The organism is Pseudomonas sp. E315 (assembly GCF_055406205.1).
Window position 1 is genome coordinate 153,439 of the sequence record NZ_JBUZPJ010000011.1, and the last position, 21,141, is coordinate 174,579.

16 protein-coding genes and 1 pseudogene are annotated in these 21,141 nt (G+C 56.7%); 13 read left to right on the forward strand and 4 right to left on the reverse strand.

Annotated features, from left to right (window positions below; translation table 11 throughout):
• Positions 1–114: 114 nt before the first annotated feature.
• Entirely contained in the window at positions 115–858 is a 744-nt protein-coding gene (rpsB, locus tag ACZRJQ_RS16325) for a 30S ribosomal protein S2 (RefSeq protein WP_463979355.1), read from the reverse strand.
• 380 nt (positions 859–1,238) lie between these two features.
• Here rpsB and map point away from each other — a divergent pair, with 380 nt between their 5' ends.
• From map to dapC, 3 genes are all read left to right on the forward strand, one after another.
• Complete coding sequence (gene map, locus ACZRJQ_RS16330; protein WP_463979356.1) at positions 1,239–2,021, forward strand: type I methionyl aminopeptidase; 783 nt, start codon at positions 1,239–1,241, stop codon at positions 2,019–2,021.
• Between the two features lie 67 nt (positions 2,022–2,088).
• The gene (locus ACZRJQ_RS16335) at positions 2,089–4,791 is read left to right on the forward strand and encodes a [protein-PII] uridylyltransferase (RefSeq protein WP_463979357.1); all 2,703 of its coding nucleotides are present in this window, start codon (positions 2,089–2,091) and stop codon (positions 4,789–4,791) included.
• 26 nt (positions 4,792–4,817) lie between these two features.
• The gene (gene dapC / locus ACZRJQ_RS16340; protein ID WP_463979358.1) at positions 4,818–6,017 is read left to right on the forward strand and encodes a succinyldiaminopimelate transaminase; all 1,200 of its coding nucleotides are present in this window, start codon (positions 4,818–4,820) and stop codon (positions 6,015–6,017) included.
• Between the two features lie 86 nt (positions 6,018–6,103).
• Here dapC and ACZRJQ_RS16345 read toward each other — a convergent pair whose 3' ends face one another.
• A complete protein-coding gene (locus ACZRJQ_RS16345; protein WP_463979359.1) occupies positions 6,104–7,750 on the reverse strand; it encodes a Na+/H+ antiporter in 1,647 nt (548 codons plus the stop codon).
• Between the two features lie 236 nt (positions 7,751–7,986).
• On the opposite strand from ACZRJQ_RS16345, the gene ACZRJQ_RS16350 reads away from it, so the two are divergent.
• The 4 genes from ACZRJQ_RS16350 to ACZRJQ_RS16365 are packed head-to-tail and all read left to right on the forward strand — an operon-like array spanning position 7,987 to position 11,106.
• Positions 7,987–8,358 carry an ArsC family reductase gene (locus ACZRJQ_RS16350; protein ID WP_463979360.1) on the forward strand — a complete coding sequence of 124 codons (372 nt, stop codon included), beginning with the start codon at positions 7,987–7,989 and terminating at the stop codon, positions 8,356–8,358.
• Between the two features lie 38 nt (positions 8,359–8,396).
• A complete protein-coding gene (dapD, locus tag ACZRJQ_RS16355; RefSeq protein ID WP_463979361.1) occupies positions 8,397–9,431 on the forward strand; it encodes a 2,3,4,5-tetrahydropyridine-2,6-dicarboxylate N-succinyltransferase in 1,035 nt (344 codons plus the stop codon).
• A gap of 59 nt (positions 9,432–9,490) precedes the next feature.
• Positions 9,491–10,696 (forward strand): aminotransferase class V-fold PLP-dependent enzyme, encoded by a 1,206-nt coding sequence (locus tag ACZRJQ_RS16360; RefSeq protein ID WP_463979362.1) that lies wholly within the window; start codon positions 9,491–9,493, stop codon positions 10,694–10,696.
• Entirely contained in the window at positions 10,693–11,106 is a 414-nt protein-coding gene (locus tag ACZRJQ_RS16365; RefSeq protein WP_463979363.1) for a SufE family protein, read from the forward strand. Before ACZRJQ_RS16360 ends, ACZRJQ_RS16365 begins: the two co-directional genes overlap by 4 nt.
• A gap of 414 nt (positions 11,107–11,520) precedes the next feature.
• Here the strand turns inward: ACZRJQ_RS16365 and tcdA are convergent, their stop codons facing one another.
• Entirely contained in the window at positions 11,521–12,333 is an 813-nt protein-coding gene (gene tcdA, locus ACZRJQ_RS16370; RefSeq protein WP_463979364.1) for a tRNA cyclic N6-threonylcarbamoyladenosine(37) synthase TcdA, read from the reverse strand.
• 276 nt (positions 12,334–12,609) lie between these two features.
• Between tcdA and ACZRJQ_RS16375 the strand changes: the two genes are divergently transcribed.
• From ACZRJQ_RS16375 to ACZRJQ_RS16390, 4 genes are all read left to right on the forward strand, one after another.
• Positions 12,610–15,201, forward strand: coding sequence for a glycosyltransferase (locus ACZRJQ_RS16375; protein ID WP_463979365.1), 2,592 nt, complete (start codon positions 12,610–12,612; stop codon positions 15,199–15,201).
• A gap of 148 nt (positions 15,202–15,349) precedes the next feature.
• Positions 15,350–16,501, forward strand: coding sequence for a succinyl-diaminopimelate desuccinylase (dapE, locus tag ACZRJQ_RS16380; protein ID WP_463979366.1), 1,152 nt, complete (start codon positions 15,350–15,352; stop codon positions 16,499–16,501).
• Positions 16,501–17,310 (forward strand): putative RNA methyltransferase, encoded by an 810-nt coding sequence (locus ACZRJQ_RS16385; protein ID WP_463979367.1) that lies wholly within the window; start codon positions 16,501–16,503, stop codon positions 17,308–17,310. The genes dapE and ACZRJQ_RS16385 overlap by 1 nt, the downstream gene beginning before the upstream one ends.
• A gap of 80 nt (positions 17,311–17,390) precedes the next feature.
• On the forward strand, positions 17,391–17,771 hold the full coding sequence (locus ACZRJQ_RS16390; protein ID WP_463979368.1) for a hypothetical protein: 381 nt from the start codon (positions 17,391–17,393) through the stop codon (positions 17,769–17,771).
• A gap of 62 nt (positions 17,772–17,833) precedes the next feature.
• On the opposite strand, the gene ACZRJQ_RS16395 is transcribed toward ACZRJQ_RS16390, so the two are convergent.
• Complete coding sequence (locus ACZRJQ_RS16395) at positions 17,834–18,043, reverse strand: cold-shock protein (protein ID WP_463979369.1); 210 nt, start codon at positions 18,041–18,043, stop codon at positions 17,834–17,836.
• A gap of 245 nt (positions 18,044–18,288) precedes the next feature.
• Here ACZRJQ_RS16395 and plsB point away from each other — a divergent pair, with 245 nt between their 5' ends.
• The gene (gene plsB, locus ACZRJQ_RS16400; protein WP_463979370.1) at positions 18,289–20,787 is read left to right on the forward strand and encodes a glycerol-3-phosphate 1-O-acyltransferase PlsB; all 2,499 of its coding nucleotides are present in this window, start codon (positions 18,289–18,291) and stop codon (positions 20,785–20,787) included.
• Positions 20,788–20,929: 142 nt separating this feature from the next.
• Positions 20,930–21,141 (forward strand): annotated as a pseudogene (locus tag ACZRJQ_RS16405) (hypothetical protein); the annotation flags it as partial.

Below are 21,141 nucleotides of genomic sequence, written 5' to 3' on the forward strand. Positions count from 1 at the left end.
GCCGCAATCTGATACAGCAACGACGGGGACATGTCCAATAGATGGATTTCGAGGTGGCAAAAAGGGGGCCAAGCCCCCTTTTTGCGTACTGAGTAAACGCTAGGCGTTAGTTACTCAGCCTTCAACTACCGCTGCAGCTGGAGCTTCTTCGACGAAAACGTCGGTGCCGCCAGCAACGTGGTTACGGCCTTTGATTACAGCATCAGCCATCGCGCCCATGTACAGCTGGATAGCGCGGATTGCGTCATCGTTGCCTGGGATGATGTAGTCAACACCTTCTGGGCTGCTGTTGGTATCGACAACGCCGATAACCGGGATACCCAACTTGTTAGCTTCGGTGATCGCGATACGCTCGTGGTCAACGTCGATAACGAACAGTGCGTCTGGCAGACCGCCCATGTCCTTGATACCACCCAGGCTACGATCCAGCTTTTCCAGATCGCGAGTGCGCATCAGCGCCTCTTTCTTGGTCAGCTTAGCGAAAGTGCCGTCTTCTGCCTGGATTTCAAGGTCACGCAGACGCTTGATCGAAGCACGGATGGTTTTGAAGTTGGTGAGCATGCCGCCCAACCAGCGGTGATCGACGTACGGCGAACCGCAACGTGCTGCTTCTTCAGCAACGATCTTGCCAGCGGAACGCTTGGTGCCGACGAACAGAATCTTGTTTTTGCCCTGGGCCAGACGCTCTACGAAAGTCAGAGCTTCGTTGAACATTGGCAGGGTTTTTTCAAGGTTGATGATGTGAATCTTGTTACGCGCGCCAAAGATGTATTTACCCATCTTTGGGTTCCAGTAACGGGTTTGGTGACCGAAGTGCACACCGGCCTTCAGCATATCGCGCATGTTGACTTGGGACATGATAGTTCCTTAATAAGTCGGGTTAGGCCTCCACGTATCCCAATGACCAACCAGCAGCTTCGAGCTGAAGGCACCCAGGTCATCGTGTCGACACGTGTGTGGGTTTGTGCTCTGTGGGCTATACCCACAAAGCGGCGCATTTTATATCACAAGATGGCCAAAAAACGAAATACGGATTCTGACTTTCTTCCAGGCTCTTTTGCGCAAGGCTTGGAATAGCGCCAGAATGCCCCATTCTATTAAGAGAAGCGATGGCGAGAGGCGCATGATTAACGCCGACCGTCTGTTAGAATCGCGTTTTTATGGCGGTGCGCCGTTACACAACCTTGGCGCGCCCCCGCAATTTTGTTGATAAGCGCTAATGCGCGAAGAGAGCCTGTATGACCGTCACCCTCAAAACACCCGAGGACATCGCAAAAATGCGTATCGCCGGCAAACTGGCCGCCGACGTACTGGAAATGATCGCCGAGCATGTTAAGCCGGGCGTCACCACTGAAGAGCTGGACCGCATTTGCCACGACTATATTGTCAACGTGCAAAAGGCCATTCCTGCCCCCTTGAACTACAAGGGTTTCCCCAAGTCGATCTGCACTTCGATCAACCACGTTGTGTGCCACGGCATCCCGTGCGACAAGGCACTCAAAGACGGCGACACCCTGAATATCGACGTCACTGTCATTAAAGACGGTTATCACGGTGACACCAGCCGCATGTTCCACGTCGGCAAAGTGCCGGTCTGGGCTGAGCGCCTGTCGCAAGTGACCCAAGAGTGCATGTACAAGGCCATCGAACTGGTCAAGCCGGGCTGCCGTTTGGGCGATATCGGTGAAGTCATTCAGAAACACGCTGAAAAGAATGGCTTCTCGGTCGTTCGCGAGTTCTGCGGCCACGGCATCGGTAAGGTGTTCCACGAAGAACCTCAAATCCTGCACTACGGTCGCGCTGGCACCGGCATGGAGCTGAAAGCAGGCATGACGTTCACCATCGAGCCAATGATCAACCAGGGCAAAGCCGACACCAAGGTGCTGGGCGATGGCTGGACTGCAATCACCAAGGACCGCAAGCTGTCCGCTCAGTGGGAACACACCCTGCTGGTGACCGAGACCGGCTACGAGATCTTCACCCTGCGCAGCGATGACACCATCCCACGCGTTTCGGCCTGAGACTCACCGGCTTCGCTCGATAGATACGCTCTATAAATAAAAGCAATCGCCCAAGGAAAGCCAATCGATGCCGCAGGTGGATCCCGAACTTTTTGACCGTGGCCAATTCCAGGCTGAACTGGCATTGAAGGCAAGCCCAATTGCCGCTTTCAAAAAAGCGATCCGCCAGGCACGAGAGGCGCTGGACGAACGTTTTCGTAAGGGCCGCGATATTCGACGTCTGATCGAAGACCGCGCCTGGTTCGTCGACAACATCCTGCAACAGGCATGGGAGCAGTTCAGTTGGAGCGATCAAGCCGACATCGCCCTCGTGGCTGTTGGCGGGTATGGGCGTGGCGAACTGCACCCCTACTCCGACATCGACTTGCTGATCTTGCTCGACAACAACGATCACGAGATTTTCCGCGACTCTATAGAGCGTTTTCTGACGCTGCTTTGGGATATCGGCCTCGAAGTAGGCCAAAGCGTGCGCTCTGTTGACGAGTGCGCCGAACAAGCCCGTGCCGACCTGACCATCATCACCAACCTGATGGAAAGCCGCACAGTGGCGGGCCCGGAGCGTTTGCGCCAGCGCATGCTAGAAGTCACCAGCACCGCGCACATGTGGCCCAGCAAGGACTTCTTTCTGGCCAAGCGTGCCGAGCAAAAAGCGCGGCACCACAAGTACAACGACACCGAATACAACCTGGAACCCAATGTTAAAGGCTCGCCCGGCGGCCTGCGGGACATCCAGACCATTTTGTGGGTAGCCCGTCGTCAGTACGGGACCCTGAATCTGCGCGCGTTGGCGGGCGAAGGCTTTCTGGTCGAGAGCGAACACGCCGTACTGGCCGCCTCCCAGGAGTTTCTGTGGAAAGTCCGCTACGCCCTGCACATGCTGGCCGGGCGCGCCGAAGACCGTTTGCTGTTTGATCATCAGCGCAGCATCGCTGAACTGCTTGGTTTTACCGGTGAAGACACCAAGCAGACCATCGAAAACTTCATGCAGCAGTACTACCGGGTGGTCATGAGCATCGCCCAGCTCAGCGACCTGATCATCCAGCACTTCGAAGAAGTGATTCTGGCGCCCGACGACGAAGCGCCGCCTCAACCTTTGAACGCTCGCTTTCAGTTGCATGATGGCTATATAGAAGCCACCAGCGATTACGTGTTCAAGCGCACACCGTTTGCAATGCTTGAAATTTTCCTGCTGATGGCTCAACACCCCGAAATAAAAGGCGTGCGGGCCGACACCATTCGTTTACTGCGCGAGCATCGCTACCTGATCGACGACGATTTTCGTAACGACATCCGCAACACCAGCCTATTTATAGAGCTGTTCAAATGCAAAATCGGGATTCATCGCAACCTGCGCCGAATGAACCGCTACGGCATTCTCGGGCGTTATCTGCCTGAGTTCGGCTTTATTGTTGGGCAAATGCAGCACGACCTGTTCCACATCTACACCGTCGATGCGCACACGCTGAACCTGATCAAGCACCTGCGTAAATTGCAGTACACCCAAGTGTCAGAGAAATTCCCGCTGGCAAGCAAGTTGATGGCCAAGCTGCCCAAACCTGAGTTGATCTATCTGGCCGGGCTGTATCACGACATCGGCAAAGGCCGTCATGGTGATCACTCCGAGATTGGCGCAGTGGATGCCGAAGCGTTCTGCATTCGCCACCAACTGCCCGTTTGGGATACCCGCCTGATCGTGTGGCTGGTGCAAAATCACCTCGTCATGTCGACCACCGCCCAGCGCAAAGACCTCTCAGACCCGCAAGTCATTCACGACTTTGCCCAGATCGTGGTGGATGAAACCCATCTGGACTATCTGTACGTGCTGACCGTGGCAGACATCAACGCCACCAACCCGACACTCTGGAACTCTTGGCGCGCCAGCTTGTTGCGCCAGCTCTACACCGAAACCAAACGTGCCTTACGTCGCGGCCTTGAAAACCCTGTGGACCGCGAAGAGCAGATCCGCCAAACCCAAAGTGCTGCGCTAGACACTCTGGTGCGCAACGGCAACGACCAAGACGACGTCGAGCAACTCTGGTCGCAGCTGGGTGATGACTACTTCCTGCGTCACACCTCTGCCGACGTGGCGCTGCACACCGAAGCCATCCTGCAACAGCCCGCCGATGGTGGCCCGCTGGTATTAATTAAAGAAACCACCCAGCGCGAGTTCGAGGGCGGTACGCAGATCTTCATTTATGCGCCCGACCAGCACGACTTCTTTGCCGTGACTGTGGCCGCGATGGATCAGCTCAACCTCAATATCCATGACGCGCGCATCATCACCTCCAGCAGCCAGTTCACCCTCGACACCTACATCGTGCTCGACAACGACGGCGACTCGATTGGCAACAACCCGCAACGCATCGAAAAAATCCGCAAGGGCTTGACCGAAGCCCTGCGCAACCCCGACGACTACCCGACCATCATCCAGCGCCGGGTGCCGCGTCAGCTCAAGCATTTTGCCTTCCCGCCTCAGGTCACCATCCACAACGATGCACAGCGTCCGGTTACCGTATTGGAACTGAGCGCTCCTGATCGACCAGGCCTGTTGGCGCGAATCGGGATGATCTTTCTGGAGTTCGACCTGTCGTTGCAAAACGCCAAAATTGCCACCTTGGGCGAACGCGTAGAAGACGTATTTTTTATTACCGATGCAAACAATCAGCCGCTGTCTGACCCACAACTGTGCATGCGCTTGCAGGAAGCGATCGTTGAGCAATTAACGGTCAACCAAGACACCGCCCCAGAACCGTGGCGCCTGAGCATCTAACCGCCGCCGAGTGAGACCCGCACCCAATGAACAACGCTCTAAACCAGCTACAGCCTTACCCGTTCGAGAAACTGCGCGCCCTGCTGGGCAGCGTGCAGCCCAACGCTGACAAACGCCCAATTGCGTTGTCGATTGGCGAACCAAAGCACCGCTCGCCCGACTTCGTAGCCAAAGCGCTGGCTGACAACCTCGACCAGATGGCGGTTTACCCAACCACTCTGGGCATTCCCGCCCTGCGTGAAGCCATTGCAGGCTGGGCTAAGCGTCGCTTCAACGTACCATCCAGCTGGCTCGATCCGGCGCGCAATATTTTGCCCGTCAACGGCACCCGTGAAGCCTTGTTTGCCTTCACCCAAACCGTGGTCAATCGCAGCGACGACGCACTGGTCGTTAGCCCGAACCCGTTTTATCAGATCTACGAAGGCGCCGCCTTTCTGGCCGGAGCTCAGCCTCACTACCTGCCGTGCCTGGCAGAACATGGGTTTAACCCGGATTTCGACGCGGTATCGGCTGAGACCTGGCAGCGCTGCCAAATACTGTTTCTATGCTCGCCGGGCAACCCGACAGGCGCACTGATCCCGCTTGAAACCTTGAAAAAGCTGATTGCGCTGGCTGACAAATACGACTTCGTGATCGCTGCCGACGAATGCTACAGCGAGCTGTATTTCGACGAGCAAACACCCCCCGTTGGCTTGCTCAGCGCCTGCGTTGCACTGGGCCGTGAAGACTTCAAACGTTGCGTGGTGTTCCACAGTCTGTCCAAACGCTCAAACCTGCCGGGGCTGCGCTCGGGCTTTGTCGCGGGCGATGCTGACATTCTCAAAGCGTTTTTGCTGTACCGCACCTACCACGGCTGCGCCATGCCGGTTCAAACCCAACTGGCCAGCATTGCGGCATGGAACGACGAAGACCACGTGCGCACCAACCGCGACCTGTACCGCGAGAAGTTCGACGCAGTATTGGAGATCCTCACGCCAGTCCTCGACGTGCAGCGCCCGGATGGCGGCTTTTACTTGTGGCCCAAGGTTGAAGGTGACGACGCCGAGTTCTGCCGCGACCTGTTCAAAGAAGAACACGTGACCGTGGTACCCGGCTCATACCTGTCGCGCGAGGTCGATGGATTCAACCCGGGAGCAGGCCGCGTGCGCATGGCCTTGGTCGCCCCCCTGGCGGAGTGCGTAGAAGCCGCAGAGCGGATTCGTGCGTTTATTGAACGCCAGAAATAACACCCTGAATCTGTAGGAGCGGGCTTGCTCGCGAAACCATCGCGAGCACACTCGCTCCTACAGTCAGAGCCGGACACGCTCCACGCTTACTTCACAGCCCCCAGATTCGCTTCACTCAAGTCCAGATCGCGCAGGATTTCGCCGAGCACTTCATCGCCAATTTCGTGGTGACGACGCAGGCTATAGAGTTCCAGACGCTGCGCCCTGAGCGCTTTGAGGCGCAGGCGACCTTCCAGCTCATCCATCTTCGATGCCAATGCCTGTGCTTCTGCAGAGTCATTGAAGACGTCAAGCTGATGTCGGTATTCAGACATGATCCGCGCCTTCAGCTCCGCGGCCAGCGCTGCTTGAGCAGCGTCCGGTGGATCGTCAGGGTCAACTACCTCTTCGGTCTCCAGCGCATGAATGGCGGCCTCGGCCGTGCGGCGCCAGGCATCACGCACCTCATTGCGTATCGCGTCATCCGGGCTCTTGGAGATCCCGCGCAACAATAGCGGCAACGCAATACAAGCCACTATCAATGACAGCAATATCACGCCGGCCGCAATAAAGATCAGCAGCTCACGCTCGGGGAAATCCAGCCCTTCATTGAGCAACAATGGAATCGACATGACACCCGCCAGCGTCACCGCCCCGCGCACACCGCCCACGGTCAGAATCCAGCAGGAACGTGCGTTCGGGACCATTGTCAGCTCTTCCTTGCCGCGCCAGCGCCGCAGCAGGCCGGACAAGCGCCAGATGCTCTGCACCCAGATAAAGCGTAGGGCAATCAAGACCAGGAAGATCACCACCACATCCAGGCAGCGATACATCAGCGTGGGCCACAGGTGGGTTTCCAGCCTGACCACCGCCTTGATGATGTCAGGCAGTTGCAGCCCCAACAGCAAAAAGATCAGCCCGTTGAACGCGAATTCCAATAACCCCCATACGCTGCGGTTCAGCAAACGGGTACTGGTTTGACGCGGCAACAAGTCCAGCCAGCTCTGCATCATCCCCGCCGCCACCGCCGACAAAATACCTGACGCCCCCAGACGCTCAGCCAGTACGTAGGCGGCAAAGGGCAGCAGCAACATAAAGACAACATGCGTCGCGGGATCATCCCAACCGCGAGCAATCATCCACGAGCGCATGCGCCCTACTACCCAACTCAATGCCACGCCGATAGCCAAACCGCCACAGGCCACCAACACGAAGGTCACACTGGCATTGGCCAGTGAAAACACGCCCGTAATCGCCGCTACCAACGCGAACTTGAACGTGACCAGCCCCGTTGCGTCATTCATCAACGCTTCGCCTTGCAACATATGCATCAAAGGCGCTGGCAAACGGTTTTGTGCAATGGCTGAAACTGCCACGGCGTCAGTCGGCGACAGTACAGCGGCTAGCGCGAACGCAACGGGCAAAGGAATGGTCGGCAGCAGCCAGTGAATGAAGTAACCCGCACCCACCACCGTAAATAAAACCAGACCGACTGCCAGCGTCAGAATCGGCCCGCGCAGACGCCAAAATTCGCGCTTGGGGATGCGCCAGCCATCTGAAAACAGGAGCGGCGGTAAAAACAGGAACAGGAACAACTCAGGGTCTAACGCCACATGCAGCCCCAGAGTTGGCCACGCCAGCACGGCACCGGCAGCAATCTGGACCAGCGGCAAAGGCAACGGGATGACGCGCCCCAATAAACGTGAGACTCCCACCAACATCAACAAGATGAGGACGGTATAGGCGGTTTGCATATCAGCAGGGTTCCTGGAAAACAGTTTTTAACTAATCACAAATGGCAACAATTTTCCATTCGGCGTCATAGTAGCCTTTAACACCAGAGGCTCGCCGCTGAACAAAAGTCGCAGTGGCTTGATGACATGTCACAAGAACCTGCCAAGCTAGTGCCCAGCCTGCGCCCCAAGTGCGCCGCACATGGCATAATCCGCCACCGCTCATTTCAAGCATCTCCAAAGGAGGGGCAATTTCCGTGACCGATTCAAGCAAAACGTTGCACCTTTTCGGCATCAAAGCCTGCGACACCATGAAAAAGGCTCGCACCTGGCTGGATGAACATGCAGTGCGTTACGACTTCCATGACTACAAAACCACTGGCATCGACCGCGAACACCTCACCCAGTGGTGCAACGAGCACGGCTGGCAAGTGGTGCTCAATCGCGCTGGCACAACCTTTCGCAAACTCGAAGACGAACAAAAAGCCGATCTCGACCAAGCGAAAGCGATTGAGCTGATGCTCGCCCAACCCTCGATGATCAAGCGCCCAGTGCTCGATCTCGGTGACAAAACCCTGATTGGCTTCAAGCCTGATCTTTATGCGGCGGCCCTTAACAAAGTCCAATGACTCAAGACCGCCCATTTATTTTTGTAAGAGGTAATTGCATGTCTACTACCCTATTCAGCGCAGCTTTCGGTGTTGGTACACAGAACCGTCAAGGCGCATGGCTGGAAGTGTTCTACGCACAACCCCTGATCAATCCATCGGCCGAGCTGGTTGCAGCGATCGCTCCAATCCTCGGTTACACCGGTGGCAATCAGGCAATCACCTTTACGACCGCCCAAGCCGCGCAAATGGCCGAGATCGTCAAACCCATTGACGCTGCTCAAGCTGCCCTGCTAACCCGCCTGGCCGAAAGCCACAAGCCAATGGTCGCCACTCTGCTGGCCGAAGATGCCGCGCTGACATCCACGCCTGAGGCCTACCTCAAGCTGCACCTGCTGTCCCATCGTTTGGTAAAGCCACACGGCCTGAGCCTGGCGGGTGTGTTCCCGTTGCTGCCTAACGTGGCGTGGACCAGCCAAGGTGCTATCGACCTGAACGAACTGGCTGAGCGTCAACTCGAAGCCCGTCTGCGCGGCGAACTACTAGAAGTGTTCTCGGTCGACAAGTTCCCGAAAATGACTGACTACGTAGTACCGGCTGGCGTGCGTATCGCTGACAGCGCGCGCATCCGTCTGGGCGCTTACATCGGCGAAGGCACCACCGTGATGCACGAAGGCTTCGTCAACTTCAACGCGGGCACCGAAGGCCCGGGCATGATCGAAGGTCGTGTTTCGGCTGGCGTTTTCGTTGGCAAGGGTTCAGACCTGGGTGGCGGCTGCTCCACAATGGGCACTCTGTCGGGCGGCGGCAACATCGTGATCAAGGTTGGCGAAGGTTGCCTGATCGGCGCTAACGCCGGTATCGGCATCCCATTGGGCGACCGCAACACTGTTGAGTCGGGCCTGTACGTAACAGCCGGCACCAAAGTGGCTCTGCTGGACGAAAACAACCAACTGGTCAAAGTGGTTAAAGCCCGCGATCTGGCAGGTCAACCTGACCTGTTGTTCCGTCGCAACTCGGAAACTGGCGCTGTGGAATGCAAAACCCACAAGTCGGCCATCGAGCTGAACGAAGCACTGCACGCTCACAACTAAGCGTTTATCTGCCACTGACGGGGCCAGCTTCTGGCCTCGTCAACAGAGCACAGAACACCATGCTTTTGCCCTCTCCCTGGCGCGCTGACTTTCCAGCCATCGCCGCCCTGCAACGTCAAGGCCAGACCTATCTGGACAACGCTGCAACCACGCAAAAACCCCAAACATTGCTCGACGCATTGACGCATTACTACGCCAATGGCGCAGCCAACGTCCATCGCGCTCAACACTTGCCGGGCGCGCACGCCACCCAAGCATTTGAAAACAGCCGAAATAAAGCAGCCCAATGGCTTAATGCGGGCGATTGCGGACACATCATCTTTACCCAAGGCACCACTTCGGCCCTCAACCTGCTGGCCTACGGGCTGGAACACGAATTCAGCGCGGGCGATGAAATTGTCATCAGCGCTCTGGAACACCACGCCAATCTGCTGCCTTGGCAACAGCTGGCAGACCGCAAACAGTTGAAGCTGGTGGTGTTGCCCCTCACTGCCGACGGCGTGATTGATCTCGCTGCGGCCGCCAATCTGATTACACCTCGCACTCGACTGATGGCCGTCAGCCAGCTGTCGAATGTACTCGGCGTATGGCAGCCACTGCCTCAACTGTTGACCCTGGCCAAAGCGCAGAACGCCTTAACAGTGGTCGATGGCGCCCAAGGCATTGTCCACGGGCGTCATGATGTACAGGCGTTGGGCTGCGACTTTTATGTGTTTTCTAGTCATAAACTGTACGGCCCGGACGGGCTGGGTGTGTTGTTTGGTCGTCACGCGGCACTGGGCCGTCTACGCCACTGGCAGTTTGGTGGCGAGATGGTGCAAGACGCCGACTACCAACATGCGTCCTTTCGCCCTGCCCCGCTGGGCTTCGAAGCGGGCACCCCGCCGATTGCCAGCGTGATTGGCCTGGGCGCCACGCTTAGCTACCTGAGCAGCCTGGATCAAGACGCCGTTCAAGCCCATGAAGCCGCATTGCACACGCTGTTGATTGAAGGTTTAAAACAGCGCCAAGGCATTCGCCTGCTGGGCACGCCACAATTGGCGCTGGTCAGCTTTGTGGTAGACGGCATCCATAATGCCGACCTCGCGCACTTGCTGACCGAACAAGGCATTGCCGTGCGTGCAGGCCATCACTGCGCCATGCCCTTGCTGAAAAGCTTAGGGCTCGCCGGAGCGATCCGCGTGTCACTCGCCTTGTACAACGACTCCGAAGACTTAGAACGCTTCTTCGACGCACTTGATCAGGCATTGGAGTTACTGCAATGACCTTACCCGCGAATGCACAAGCAGCCTTGGACAGTTTTGAACACTGCACAGGTTGGGAACAGCGCGCACGTTTGCTGATGCAATGGGGCCAGCGCTTACCGGAGCTGAACGAAGCAGACAAAACCGAGACTAACCGCGTCCACGGTTGTGAAAGTCAGGTGTGGCTGGTGGGTGAACTGAAGAATGGCCATTGGCAATTTGCGGCCAGCAGCGATGCGCGCCTGATCCGCGGCTTGGTTGCACTGTTGCTGGCTCGGGTCAATGGCCTGAGCGCTGAGCAACTGCAACAGGTCGATTTGCCGGACTGGTTCAACCAACTCGGCCTGAGCCGCCAGCTCTCGCCATCACGCAGCAACGGCCTGAATGCCGTGCTGCAACGGATGCGAGAACTGGCCAACACACCCGACTGACACACCACAGATCGGATTAACCGCAAACCTGTGGTACGCCCATCATGTAGGAGCTGCCGCAGGCTGCGATCGACTGCGCAGCAGTCGTAAAACCAAGCGCTGCGGTGTGTCAGGCACACGAAATTGTCTGTTCCACAAAGACCGCGTTAACCGCAAGCGCTGTGGCACACACCTCATGTAGGAGCTGCCGCAGGCTGCGATCGACTGCCCAGCAGTCGTAAAACCAAGCGCTGCGGTGTGTCAGGCACACGAAATTGTCTGTTCCACAAAGACCGCGTTAACCGCAAACCTGTGGCACACACCTCATGTAGGAGCTGCCGCAGGCTGCGATCGACTGCGCAGTAGTCGTAAAACCAAGCGCTGCGGTGTGTCAGGCACACGAAGCAGTCAGGTTTGTAGGCTTCGCTGCTAGGGTTATGGCGCGGGCTTCACCTTTTCCGAAGGTCGGCGCACGCCCGCCACAATTTTGTCTACCGCTTTGGTCGCGGCCACCATGCCGAAGGTGGCCGTGACCATCATCACTGCGCCAAATCCGCCTGCACAATCAAGCTTCACCCCATCACCCACAAAGCTTTTTTGCAGGCAAATGCTGCCGTCCGGCTTGGGGTAACGCAGTTGTTCTGTCGAAAACACACACGGCACGCTGTAGTGACGGGTCACCGTGCGTGAAAAACCGTAATCCCGGCGCAAGGTCGAGCGCACTTTGGAGGCTAGCGGGTCGTTGAAGGTACGATTCAGGTCGCACACTTGAATCAACGTGGGGTCGATCTGTCCGCCCGCACCACCGGTGGTGATGATTTGAATTTTGCGGCGCTTACACCAAGCAATCAGCGCAGCCTTGGCGTTCACGCTGTCGATGCAATCGATCACACAATCAATGTTGGGGGTGATGTACTCGGCCATGGTTTCACGGGTTACGAAGTCCGCCACCGCATGCACTTTGCACTCAGGGTTAATCTCTCGCAGGCGCTGCGCCATCACCTCAACCTTGTCGCGACCGATGGTGCTGCTCAATGCGTGCAGTTGCCGATTACTGTTACTGACGCACACGTCGTCCAGATCAAACAGCGAAATCTCGCCCACCCCACAGCGGGCAATCGCTTCAGCCGCCCACGAACCAACCCCGCCGACACCAATGATCGCCACATGCGCCGCACGCAATCTGTCCAGACCTTCCAAGCCGTAAAGCCTTGCTACACCCGCAAACCGTGGATCTTCTGCACTCATGACCAACACCCCAAAAACCGGCGCGCATTATAGAGGCGCGACGTTCTGTTGAGTACCTTTGCTGCGCTCCATTCGACCCCGCAACATTTAAATACACACTTAGATACAAGATAAGAGCTACAAGTAATAAGGATGAAACCTAAGCATTGCGTACCCACTAGGCATAAGCCATAAGTGTGTGCGCTATACGGTAGTTCAAGGCCCAGTGTAGGATGCCCGCCGCTTGGCACTTGCAGGCCGATCTTCGTGCCACTCCTTTTGGAACCCGAAATAGTTATGTCATCGCGTAAATTTGGACTCAACCTAGTGGTGGTGCTGGCCATCGCCGCGCTCTTCACAGGCTTCTGGGCGCTGATTAATCGCCCGGTCTCTGCGCCCAATTGGCCTGAGCAAATCTCTGGCTTTTCGTACTCACCGTTCCAGCAAAACCAGTTCCCTCAGAAAGACCAGTACCCGACGGACGATGAAATGCGTCGCGACCTGGAGATCATGAGCAAACTGACCGACAACATTCGTACGTATTCGGTTGACGGCCCCTTGGGTGACATTCCCAAGCTGGCCGAAGAGTTCGGTTTGCGGGTAACACTGGGTATCTGGATCAGCCCGGACGAGGAACGCAACGAGCGTGAAATCCAAAAAGCTATTGAACTGGCCAATAACTCGCGCAGCATCGTGCGCGTGGTGGTTGGTAACGAAGCGATTTTCCGTGAAGAGATCACAGCCGCCGAGCTGATTAAAATTCTGGATCGGGTGCGCGCTGCGGTAAAAGTACCCGTCACCACGTCCGAGCAATGGCACATCTGGGAGCACAACCCGGAGCTGGCCGATCACGTTGACCTGATTGCCGCGCACATTCTGCCGTACTGGGAATTTATCCCGGTGGACGATGCTGGGCAGTTTGTACTCGACCGCGCCCGCGATCTGAAAAAAATGTTCCCGAAAAAGCCTTTGCTGCTGTCGGAGGTTGGCTGGCCGAGTAACGGCCGTATGCGCGGTGGCGCCGATGCCAGCCCCGCAGATCAAGCCATTTACTTACGTAATTTGGTGAACACGCTAAACCGTCGCGGCTACAACTACTTTGTGATCGAAGCTTTCGACCAGCCTTGGAAAGCCAGCGATGAAGGTTCGGTAGGCGCCTACTGGGGCGTGTACAACGCTGCCCGCCAACAAAAATTCAATTTCGAAGGCCCGGTCGTCGCCATTCCTCAGTGGCGAGTGCTAGCGATTGGCTCCGTGGTATTGGCTTTGCTTTCACTGGCATTGCTGCTGATTGATGGCTCTGCCTTGCGCCAGCGTGGCCGCACCTTCCTGACCTTCACCGCCTTCCTTTGCGGGTCAGTGCTGGTATGGATCGCCTATGACTACAGTCAGCAATACAGCACCTGGTTCAGCCTGACCGTAGGCTTTTTGCTCGGCTTGGGTGCGCTCGGGGTGTTTATCGTCTTGCTCACCGAGGCCCACGAGCTGGCCGAGGCAGTCTGGGTTCGTAAGCGTCGCCGCGAATTTTTACCCATCGAAAGCGACGATGCCTACCGACCTAAAGTCTCGATTCACGTGCCGTGCTACAACGAGCCCCCAGAGATGGTCAAACAGACCCTGGATGCTCTGGCCAACCTCGATTACCCGGACTTTGAAGTGTTGATCATCGACAACAACACCAAAGACCCGGCCGTTTGGGAGCCAGTACAGGCGTATTGCGCGACTCTGGGCCCACGTTTCAAGTTCTTCCACGTCGCGCCATTGGCTGGGTTCAAGGGCGGCGCACTGAACTACCTGATTCCTCATACCGCCCCGGATGCCGAAGTCATTGCCGTGATCGACTCCGATTACTGTGTTGATCGCAATTGGCTCAAGCACATGGTGCCGCACTTTGCCGACCCAAAAATCGCCATCGTGCAATCGCCTCAGGACTACCGCGACCAGAACGAAAGCACGTTCAAAAAACTCTGCTACTCGGAGTACAAAGGCTTCTTCCACATCGGCATGGTCACCCGTAATGACCGCGACGCGATCATTCAACACGGCACCATGACCATGACCCGCCGCTCTGTACTTGAGGAGCTTGGTTGGGCCGACTGGTGTATTTGCGAAGATGCCGAGCTGGGGCTGCGGATTTTTGAAAAGGGCTATTCCGCCGCTTATTCCCACAACAGCTATGGCAAAGGGCTGATGCCCGATACCTTTATCGACTTCAAAAAACAGCGATTCCGCTGGGCCTATGGCGCGATTCAGATCATCAAACGCCATACCTCCAGCCTGCTGCTGGGTAAGGACACGCAACTGACCCGTGGCCAGCGTTATCACTTCCTCGCGGGCTGGTTGCCGTGGGTGGCTGACGGCATGAACATCTTCTTCACAGTCGGTGCTCTGTTGTGGTCGGCGGCGATGATTATTGTGCCTACGCGCGTCGATCCGCCGTTGCTGATCTTTGCAATCCCGCCATTGGCACTGTTTGTGTTCAAGGTGTTCAAGATTGTGTTCCTGTACCGCCGTACCGTGGGGGTGAACCTCAAGGATGCCTTTGCCGCTGCACTGGCGGGGTTAGCCTTGTCACATACCATCGCCAAAGCCGTGTTGTATGGATTTTTCACCACCAGCATTCCGTTTTTCCGCACACCTAAGAATGCCGATAACCACGGCTTTTGGGTTGCCATTTCGGAAGCTCGCGAAGAAGTGTTCATCATGCTGCTGCTTTGGGGCGCGGCGATTGGCATCTTCTTCGTCCACGGGCTGCCGAGTAACGACATGCGCTTCTGGGTGGTGATGCTGCTGGTGCAATCGCTGCCGTATCTGGCGGCGCTGGTCATGGCCTTTATGTCTTCGTTGCCTAAACCTGTTGAAGCCCCCGAACAGCAACCGGCAGCATAAATTAATCACAACCACTAAACGGCGGCCTCTGGCCGCCGTTTTGCTTTAAGATAACCGCCCTTTTGCGCCTTGCTCAAACCCTGTAGGCGCGAGCTAGCTCGCTATTTTAAGCCTGCGTCCAAACAAGCCCAGCTTCGGAGTCCACACCATGACGGCCCACGCCGACCTCTCGCCGACCCTGCAACTCGCCTGCGATCTGATTCGTCGCCCTTCCGTGACGCCAATCGACGCCGATTGCCAGAAGCTGATGATGCAACGACTGGGCGATGCCGGCTTTAAGCTCGAACCGATGCGCATCGAAGACGTGGACAACTTCTGGGCAACCCACGGCAAACATGATGGCCCGGTATTGTGCTTCGCCGGCCACACCGATGTGGTGCCGACCGGCCCAGTACAGGCTTGGCAAAACGACCCGTTTGACGCGCTGATCGACGAACACGGCATGCTCTGCGGACGTGGCGCCGCCGACATGAAAGGCAGTCTGGCCGCCATGCTCGTTGCTGCTGAACGTTTTGTCGCTGACTACCCGGACCACAAGGGCTCGGTTGCTTTTCTGATCACCAGCGACGAAGAAGGTCCGGCCCACCACGGCACCAAAGCCGTGGTTGAGCGTTTCGCCGCCCGCAACGAGCGTCTTGACTGGTGCATCGTAGGCGAGCCGTCAAGCACAACGCTGGTCGGTGATGTGGTCAAAAACGGCCGTCGCGGCTCGCTTGGCGCCAAACTCACGGTTCGCGGTGTACAAGGTCACGTGGCTTACCCGCATCTGGCTAAAAATCCTATTCATCTGGCAGCCCCGGCATTGGCAGAACTGGCCGCTGAGCACTGGGACGATGGCAACGCCTTCTTCCCACCCACCAGCTTCCAAATTTCCAACCTCAATTCCGGCACTGGCGCGACTAACGTAATCCCCGGCGATCTGGTAGCGGTGTTTAACTTTCGCTTCTCGACCGAATCCACCGTGGAAGGCCTGCAACAGCGCGTGGCAGATATCCTCGACAAGCACGGCCTTGACTGGCACATCGAGTGGGCGCTGTCTGGCCTGCCGTTCCTGACCGAGCCGGGCGCACTGCTCGACGCCGTGTCTTCTAGCATCAAGCACGTCACAGGCCGCGAAACCAAAGCGTCCACCAGTGGCGGCACTTCGGACGGGCGCTTTATCGCCACCCTCGGCACCCAAGTGGTTGAACTGGGCCCTGTCAACGCGACCATTCACCAAGTTAACGAACGGGTTTTGGCCAGTGATCTCGATGTGCTGACCGAAATCTACTACCAAACCCTGATCAAGTTGCTCGCCTGATGCTCGCTTGCCCGATCTGCTCTGAACCCCTGACCGGCGTCGACAATGGCGTGGTCTGCCCGGCAGGCCACCGTTTTGACCGCGCACGTCAGGGGTATTTGAACCTGTTGCCGGTGCAGCACAAAAACAGCCGCGACCCTGGCGACAATCAGGCGATGGTTGAAGCACGCCGTGACTTCCTCAATGCAGGCCATTACGCGCCTGTGGCCAAACGGCTAGCCGAGTTGGCCGCTGAGCGTGCTCCTCAGCGCTGGCTCGATATTGGCTGCGGTGAGGGTTACTACACCGCACAAATCGCCGAAGCGCTGCCCCATGCCGATGGTTACGCGCTGGATATCTCCCGCGAGGCCGTCAAGCGTGCGTGCAAACGCAACCCGCAACTGACCTGGTTAATCGCCAGCATGGCTCGCGTTCCGCTGGCTGACGCAAGCTGCCAATTTTTGGCCAGCGTGTTCAGCCCGCTGGACTGGCTTGAAGCCAAGCGCCTGCTCAGCCCCGGCGGCGGTCTGATGCGCGTTGGCCCAACCCGCGGGCACTTGATGGAATTACGCGAACGCCTGTACGACGAAGTGCGCGATTACGCGGACGACAAGCACTTGGCGCTAGTGCCTGAAGGCATGCAGTTGCAACACAGTGAAACACTGGAGTTCACACTGCATTTAAGCAAACCCCAAGATCGCGCGAACTTGCTGGCCATGACCCCTCATGGCTGGCGCGCCAGTGCCGAACGTCGGGCCCAGGTTATCGAACACCCCGAGCCTTTAGTGGTCACGGTTTCGATGCGCTACGATTACTTCGTTCTTCAATAATCAACTTTACGGCCTGCGGTCAACGTCACAGGCCCGATTAATCCGCGAATGGATTTTTCAGACACGCAGTGAGGACATCCATGAGCCAACCCGATTTTGAGATTTACCTGAAAGATTCAGACGTCACCTACAAGAACGTCGAAAACTGGCTGTCAGAAGTTCTGGGGCCATGCTCGGAATGGAAGAAAAAAGGCGAAACCTACAAGTGCACCGCTGGCGACGTGCCAGTCACCTGGATGCCAAAAGCCGTAGGCAAATGGAACAGCCTGTTTCTGGACAGCGACAAAACGCCGTGGGAAGACGACATTTCCTGCGCCCACGCAGCCTTTAAAGCGCTGAACATCGAAGTACGTTGCGCGCCAGGCAGTTGGGTCGAAGAAGAAGGTGAAGAGACCGCTGACCGCTGGATTCGCATCAGCGAAGACGGTCAGGAAGAAATCACCTGGAAAACCGGTTCCTAAGACAAAACACCCATCTCTGCAGCAACTGCCGCCAGGCAGCTGCTACAGAGAGTGGCGGCGACTTACAGCCCTACAACATCCTCAGCCTGCAAGCCCTTGTCGCCCGTGACCTGGGTGTACTCAACCTGCTGGCCCTCAGCAAGTGTGCGATGGCCTTCGCCCCGAATAGCTCGGTAGTGCACAAACACATCAGCGCCATTTTCACACTGGATAAAACCGTAGCCTTTGGCATCGTTGAACCACTTAACGTTGCCCGTTACGCGCGTTGTCATGAATCCTTCCCCCCTTTTTTATTATTGACTGGGCTCAGTAAATCGACCCTTTTAAGAACTTTCGCTCGAACTTAGCATTTGAAGACTTTGTCTTACGCTTCATGGCGAAAGAGCATCGAGTATAAGACAGTGCTAAAAACACTCAATCAATATTACTTCGCTGCTTTTTTGCCGAATTTCTGGAGATACGGCACACTACCGGCCCGAGTAAACACTCGTTTTAATCCACCTAACGCAGAAGCCGTATGACCCGTTCCCCATTACGCCGCCTTGTGTTTGGCGCACTGCGTCGCTTGCTGTACCTCTGGGTACGCTCCGAGACGATCAATCAGTCGTCCTTTACCTTGAATCTGGACCGCAGCCGGCCCGTGTTCTACGTCCTGCAATCGCCCTCATTGACTGAGCTGGCAGTGGTCGACGCCGAATGCACCAAAGCTGGCCTGCCACGCCCGGTACTGCCCGTGGCCGTTGGCCCAATGATCGAGCCTGCGGCCTTTTTTTACCTGACCCCTGAGCCCGATTGGCTCGGCCGCCAAGACAAACGGGGCGCCCCACCCACCCTCACCCGGCTGGTTGACGGCCTGACTCATAACCCGGCCGAAGACGCACAGATCATTCCGGTCAGCGTATTCTGGGGGCAATCGCCCGACAGCGAATCCAGCCCGTGGAAGCTGCTGTTCGCCGACAGTTGGGCCGTCACCGGGCGCTTGCGCCGTCTTTTACGCATTCTGATTTTGGGCCGAAAAACCCGTGTGCAGTTCTCGGCACCCATCCATTTGCGCGAACTGATCGACCTCAATAAAGGCCACGAACGTACCGTGCGTATGGCACAGCGCATCTTGCGGGTTCACTTTCGCAACCTGAAAACTGCCGTAATCGGCCCCGACCTGTCGCACCGACGCAACCTGGTCAAAGGGCTGATCAACGAGCCCGCCGTACGCCAGGCAATCCTGGATGAGGCCGAACGCGAAAACATCTCGCCCGACAAAGCCAAGGCCCAAGCACTGCGCTATGCCAATGAAATTGCTTCGGACTACACCTACACCGCCATTCGTTTTTTCGAAGTGGTGTTGAGCTGGTTCTGGAACAAGATTTACGACGGGGTCAAGGTCAACCACATCGAAGGTGTACAAAACGTCGCGCAAGGCCACGAAATTATTTACGTGCCCTGCCATCGCAGCCATATCGACTACTTGTTGCTGTCGTATCTCCTGTTTCGCAATGGCCTGACGCCGCCGCACATCGCCGCAGGCATTAACCTCAACATGCCCGTCATTGGCCGCTTGCTGCGCCGTGGCGGCGCGTTTTTCATGCGCCGCACGTTCAAGGGCAACCCGCTGTACACCTCCGTGTTCAACGAGTACCTGCACACGCTGTTCACTAAAGGCTTCCCGGTGGAGTACTTCGTCGAAGGCGGTCGCTCGCGTACCGGACGGATGCTCCAGCCCAAAACCGGGATGCTGGCCATCACCCTGCGCAGCTTTTTGCGTTCCTCGCGCATGCCTATCGTGTTCGTGCCGGTGTACATCGGCTACGAGCGCGTGCTCGAAGGCCGCACTTATCTGGGCGAGTTACGTGGGGCAAGCAAGAAAAAAGAATCGATCTTTGACATCTTCAAAGTCATTGGTGCGCTCAAGCAAAAATTTGGTCAGGTCGCTGTCAACTTTGGCGAACCCATCAAGCTCGCGGAGTTTTTGGATCAAGAACAACCTGACTGGCGCCAACAGGAACTTGGCCCGCAGTACCGTCCGCAATGGTTGAACGAAACCACTAACCGCTTGGGTGAAAAAGTCGCTCAGCACTTGAACGAAGCGGCTGCAATCAACCCGGTCAATCTGGTCGCTCTGGCCCTGTTGTCTACCAGCAAACTAGCGCTGGATGATCGGGCGATGGCTCGCATACTCGACCTGTATCTGGCCCTGCTGCGTCGTGTTCCCTACTCGCCGCACACCACGCTGCCTGAAGGCGATGGCAAGGCGTTGATCGAACACGTCAAAGACATGGACCTGCTTTCCGAGCAAAGTGATGCGCTCGGCAAAATCCTGTATCTGGATGAGCAAAACGCAGTCCTGATGACCTATTACCGCAACAACGTGCTGCATATTTTTGCTCTGCCATCGTTGCTGGCCAGCTTCTTCCAAAGCTCTTCGCGCATGAGCCGTGAGCAAATCCTGCGTTATGCCCACGCACTGTATCCGTACCTGCAATCGGAGCTGTTTATCCGCTGGTCACGGGACGAACTGGATGGTGTGATCGACCAATGGCTTGAAGCCTTTGTGGAGCAAGGTTTACTGCGTCAGGAGGGCGACGTGTATGTGCGCCCGGCCCCAAGTTCACGGCACTTTGTGTTGCTGACTCTGCTGTCCAAGAGTATTGCGCAAACCCTGCAACGTTTTTACATGGCGATCTCGCTGCTACTCAACAGCGGTCAAAACACCTTGAGTGCAGAGGAACTGGAAGACCTGTGTACGGTGATGGCCCAACGCCTGTCGATTTTGCACGGCCTGAACGCTCCGGAATTCTTCGACAAGAGCCTGTTCCGCCACTTTATCCAGACGCTGCTTGAAGAAGATGTGTTGCGCCGTGATACCAACGGTAAGTTGAGCTATCACGAGTTACTGGGCGAACTGGCGGAAGGTGCTGCCAAACGTGTGTTACCCGCTGAAATCCGCTTGTCGATTCGCCAAGTTGCACTTCATCGCAGTGAAGATGCGCCGATCAGCCCGATATTGTCGGATAAATAGTCAGTCGCATCAGGGTAAATCTACAAAGGCGCATGGAAGCGTCCCTCCCTGATTGGGTCGTCAAAACAGGCACTAGTATGAGGTGTATGTCGGCATTACGGCATTACACCTAACTAAACAAACACAGATAAGGAAATCTGACATGACTCAAAAGAACGATACCGGAACCCACACTAACGGCCCTTTCTTGGAAGTTACTGAACACGGCGTTCATGGCGGCAATGGCATCAAGCCACAAACTGGCGGTGCTCAAGGCGGCAATGGCATCAAGCCACAAACTGGCGGCGCTCAAGGCGGCAATGGCATCAAGCCACAAACTGGCGGCGCTCAAGGCGGCAATGGCATCAAGCCACA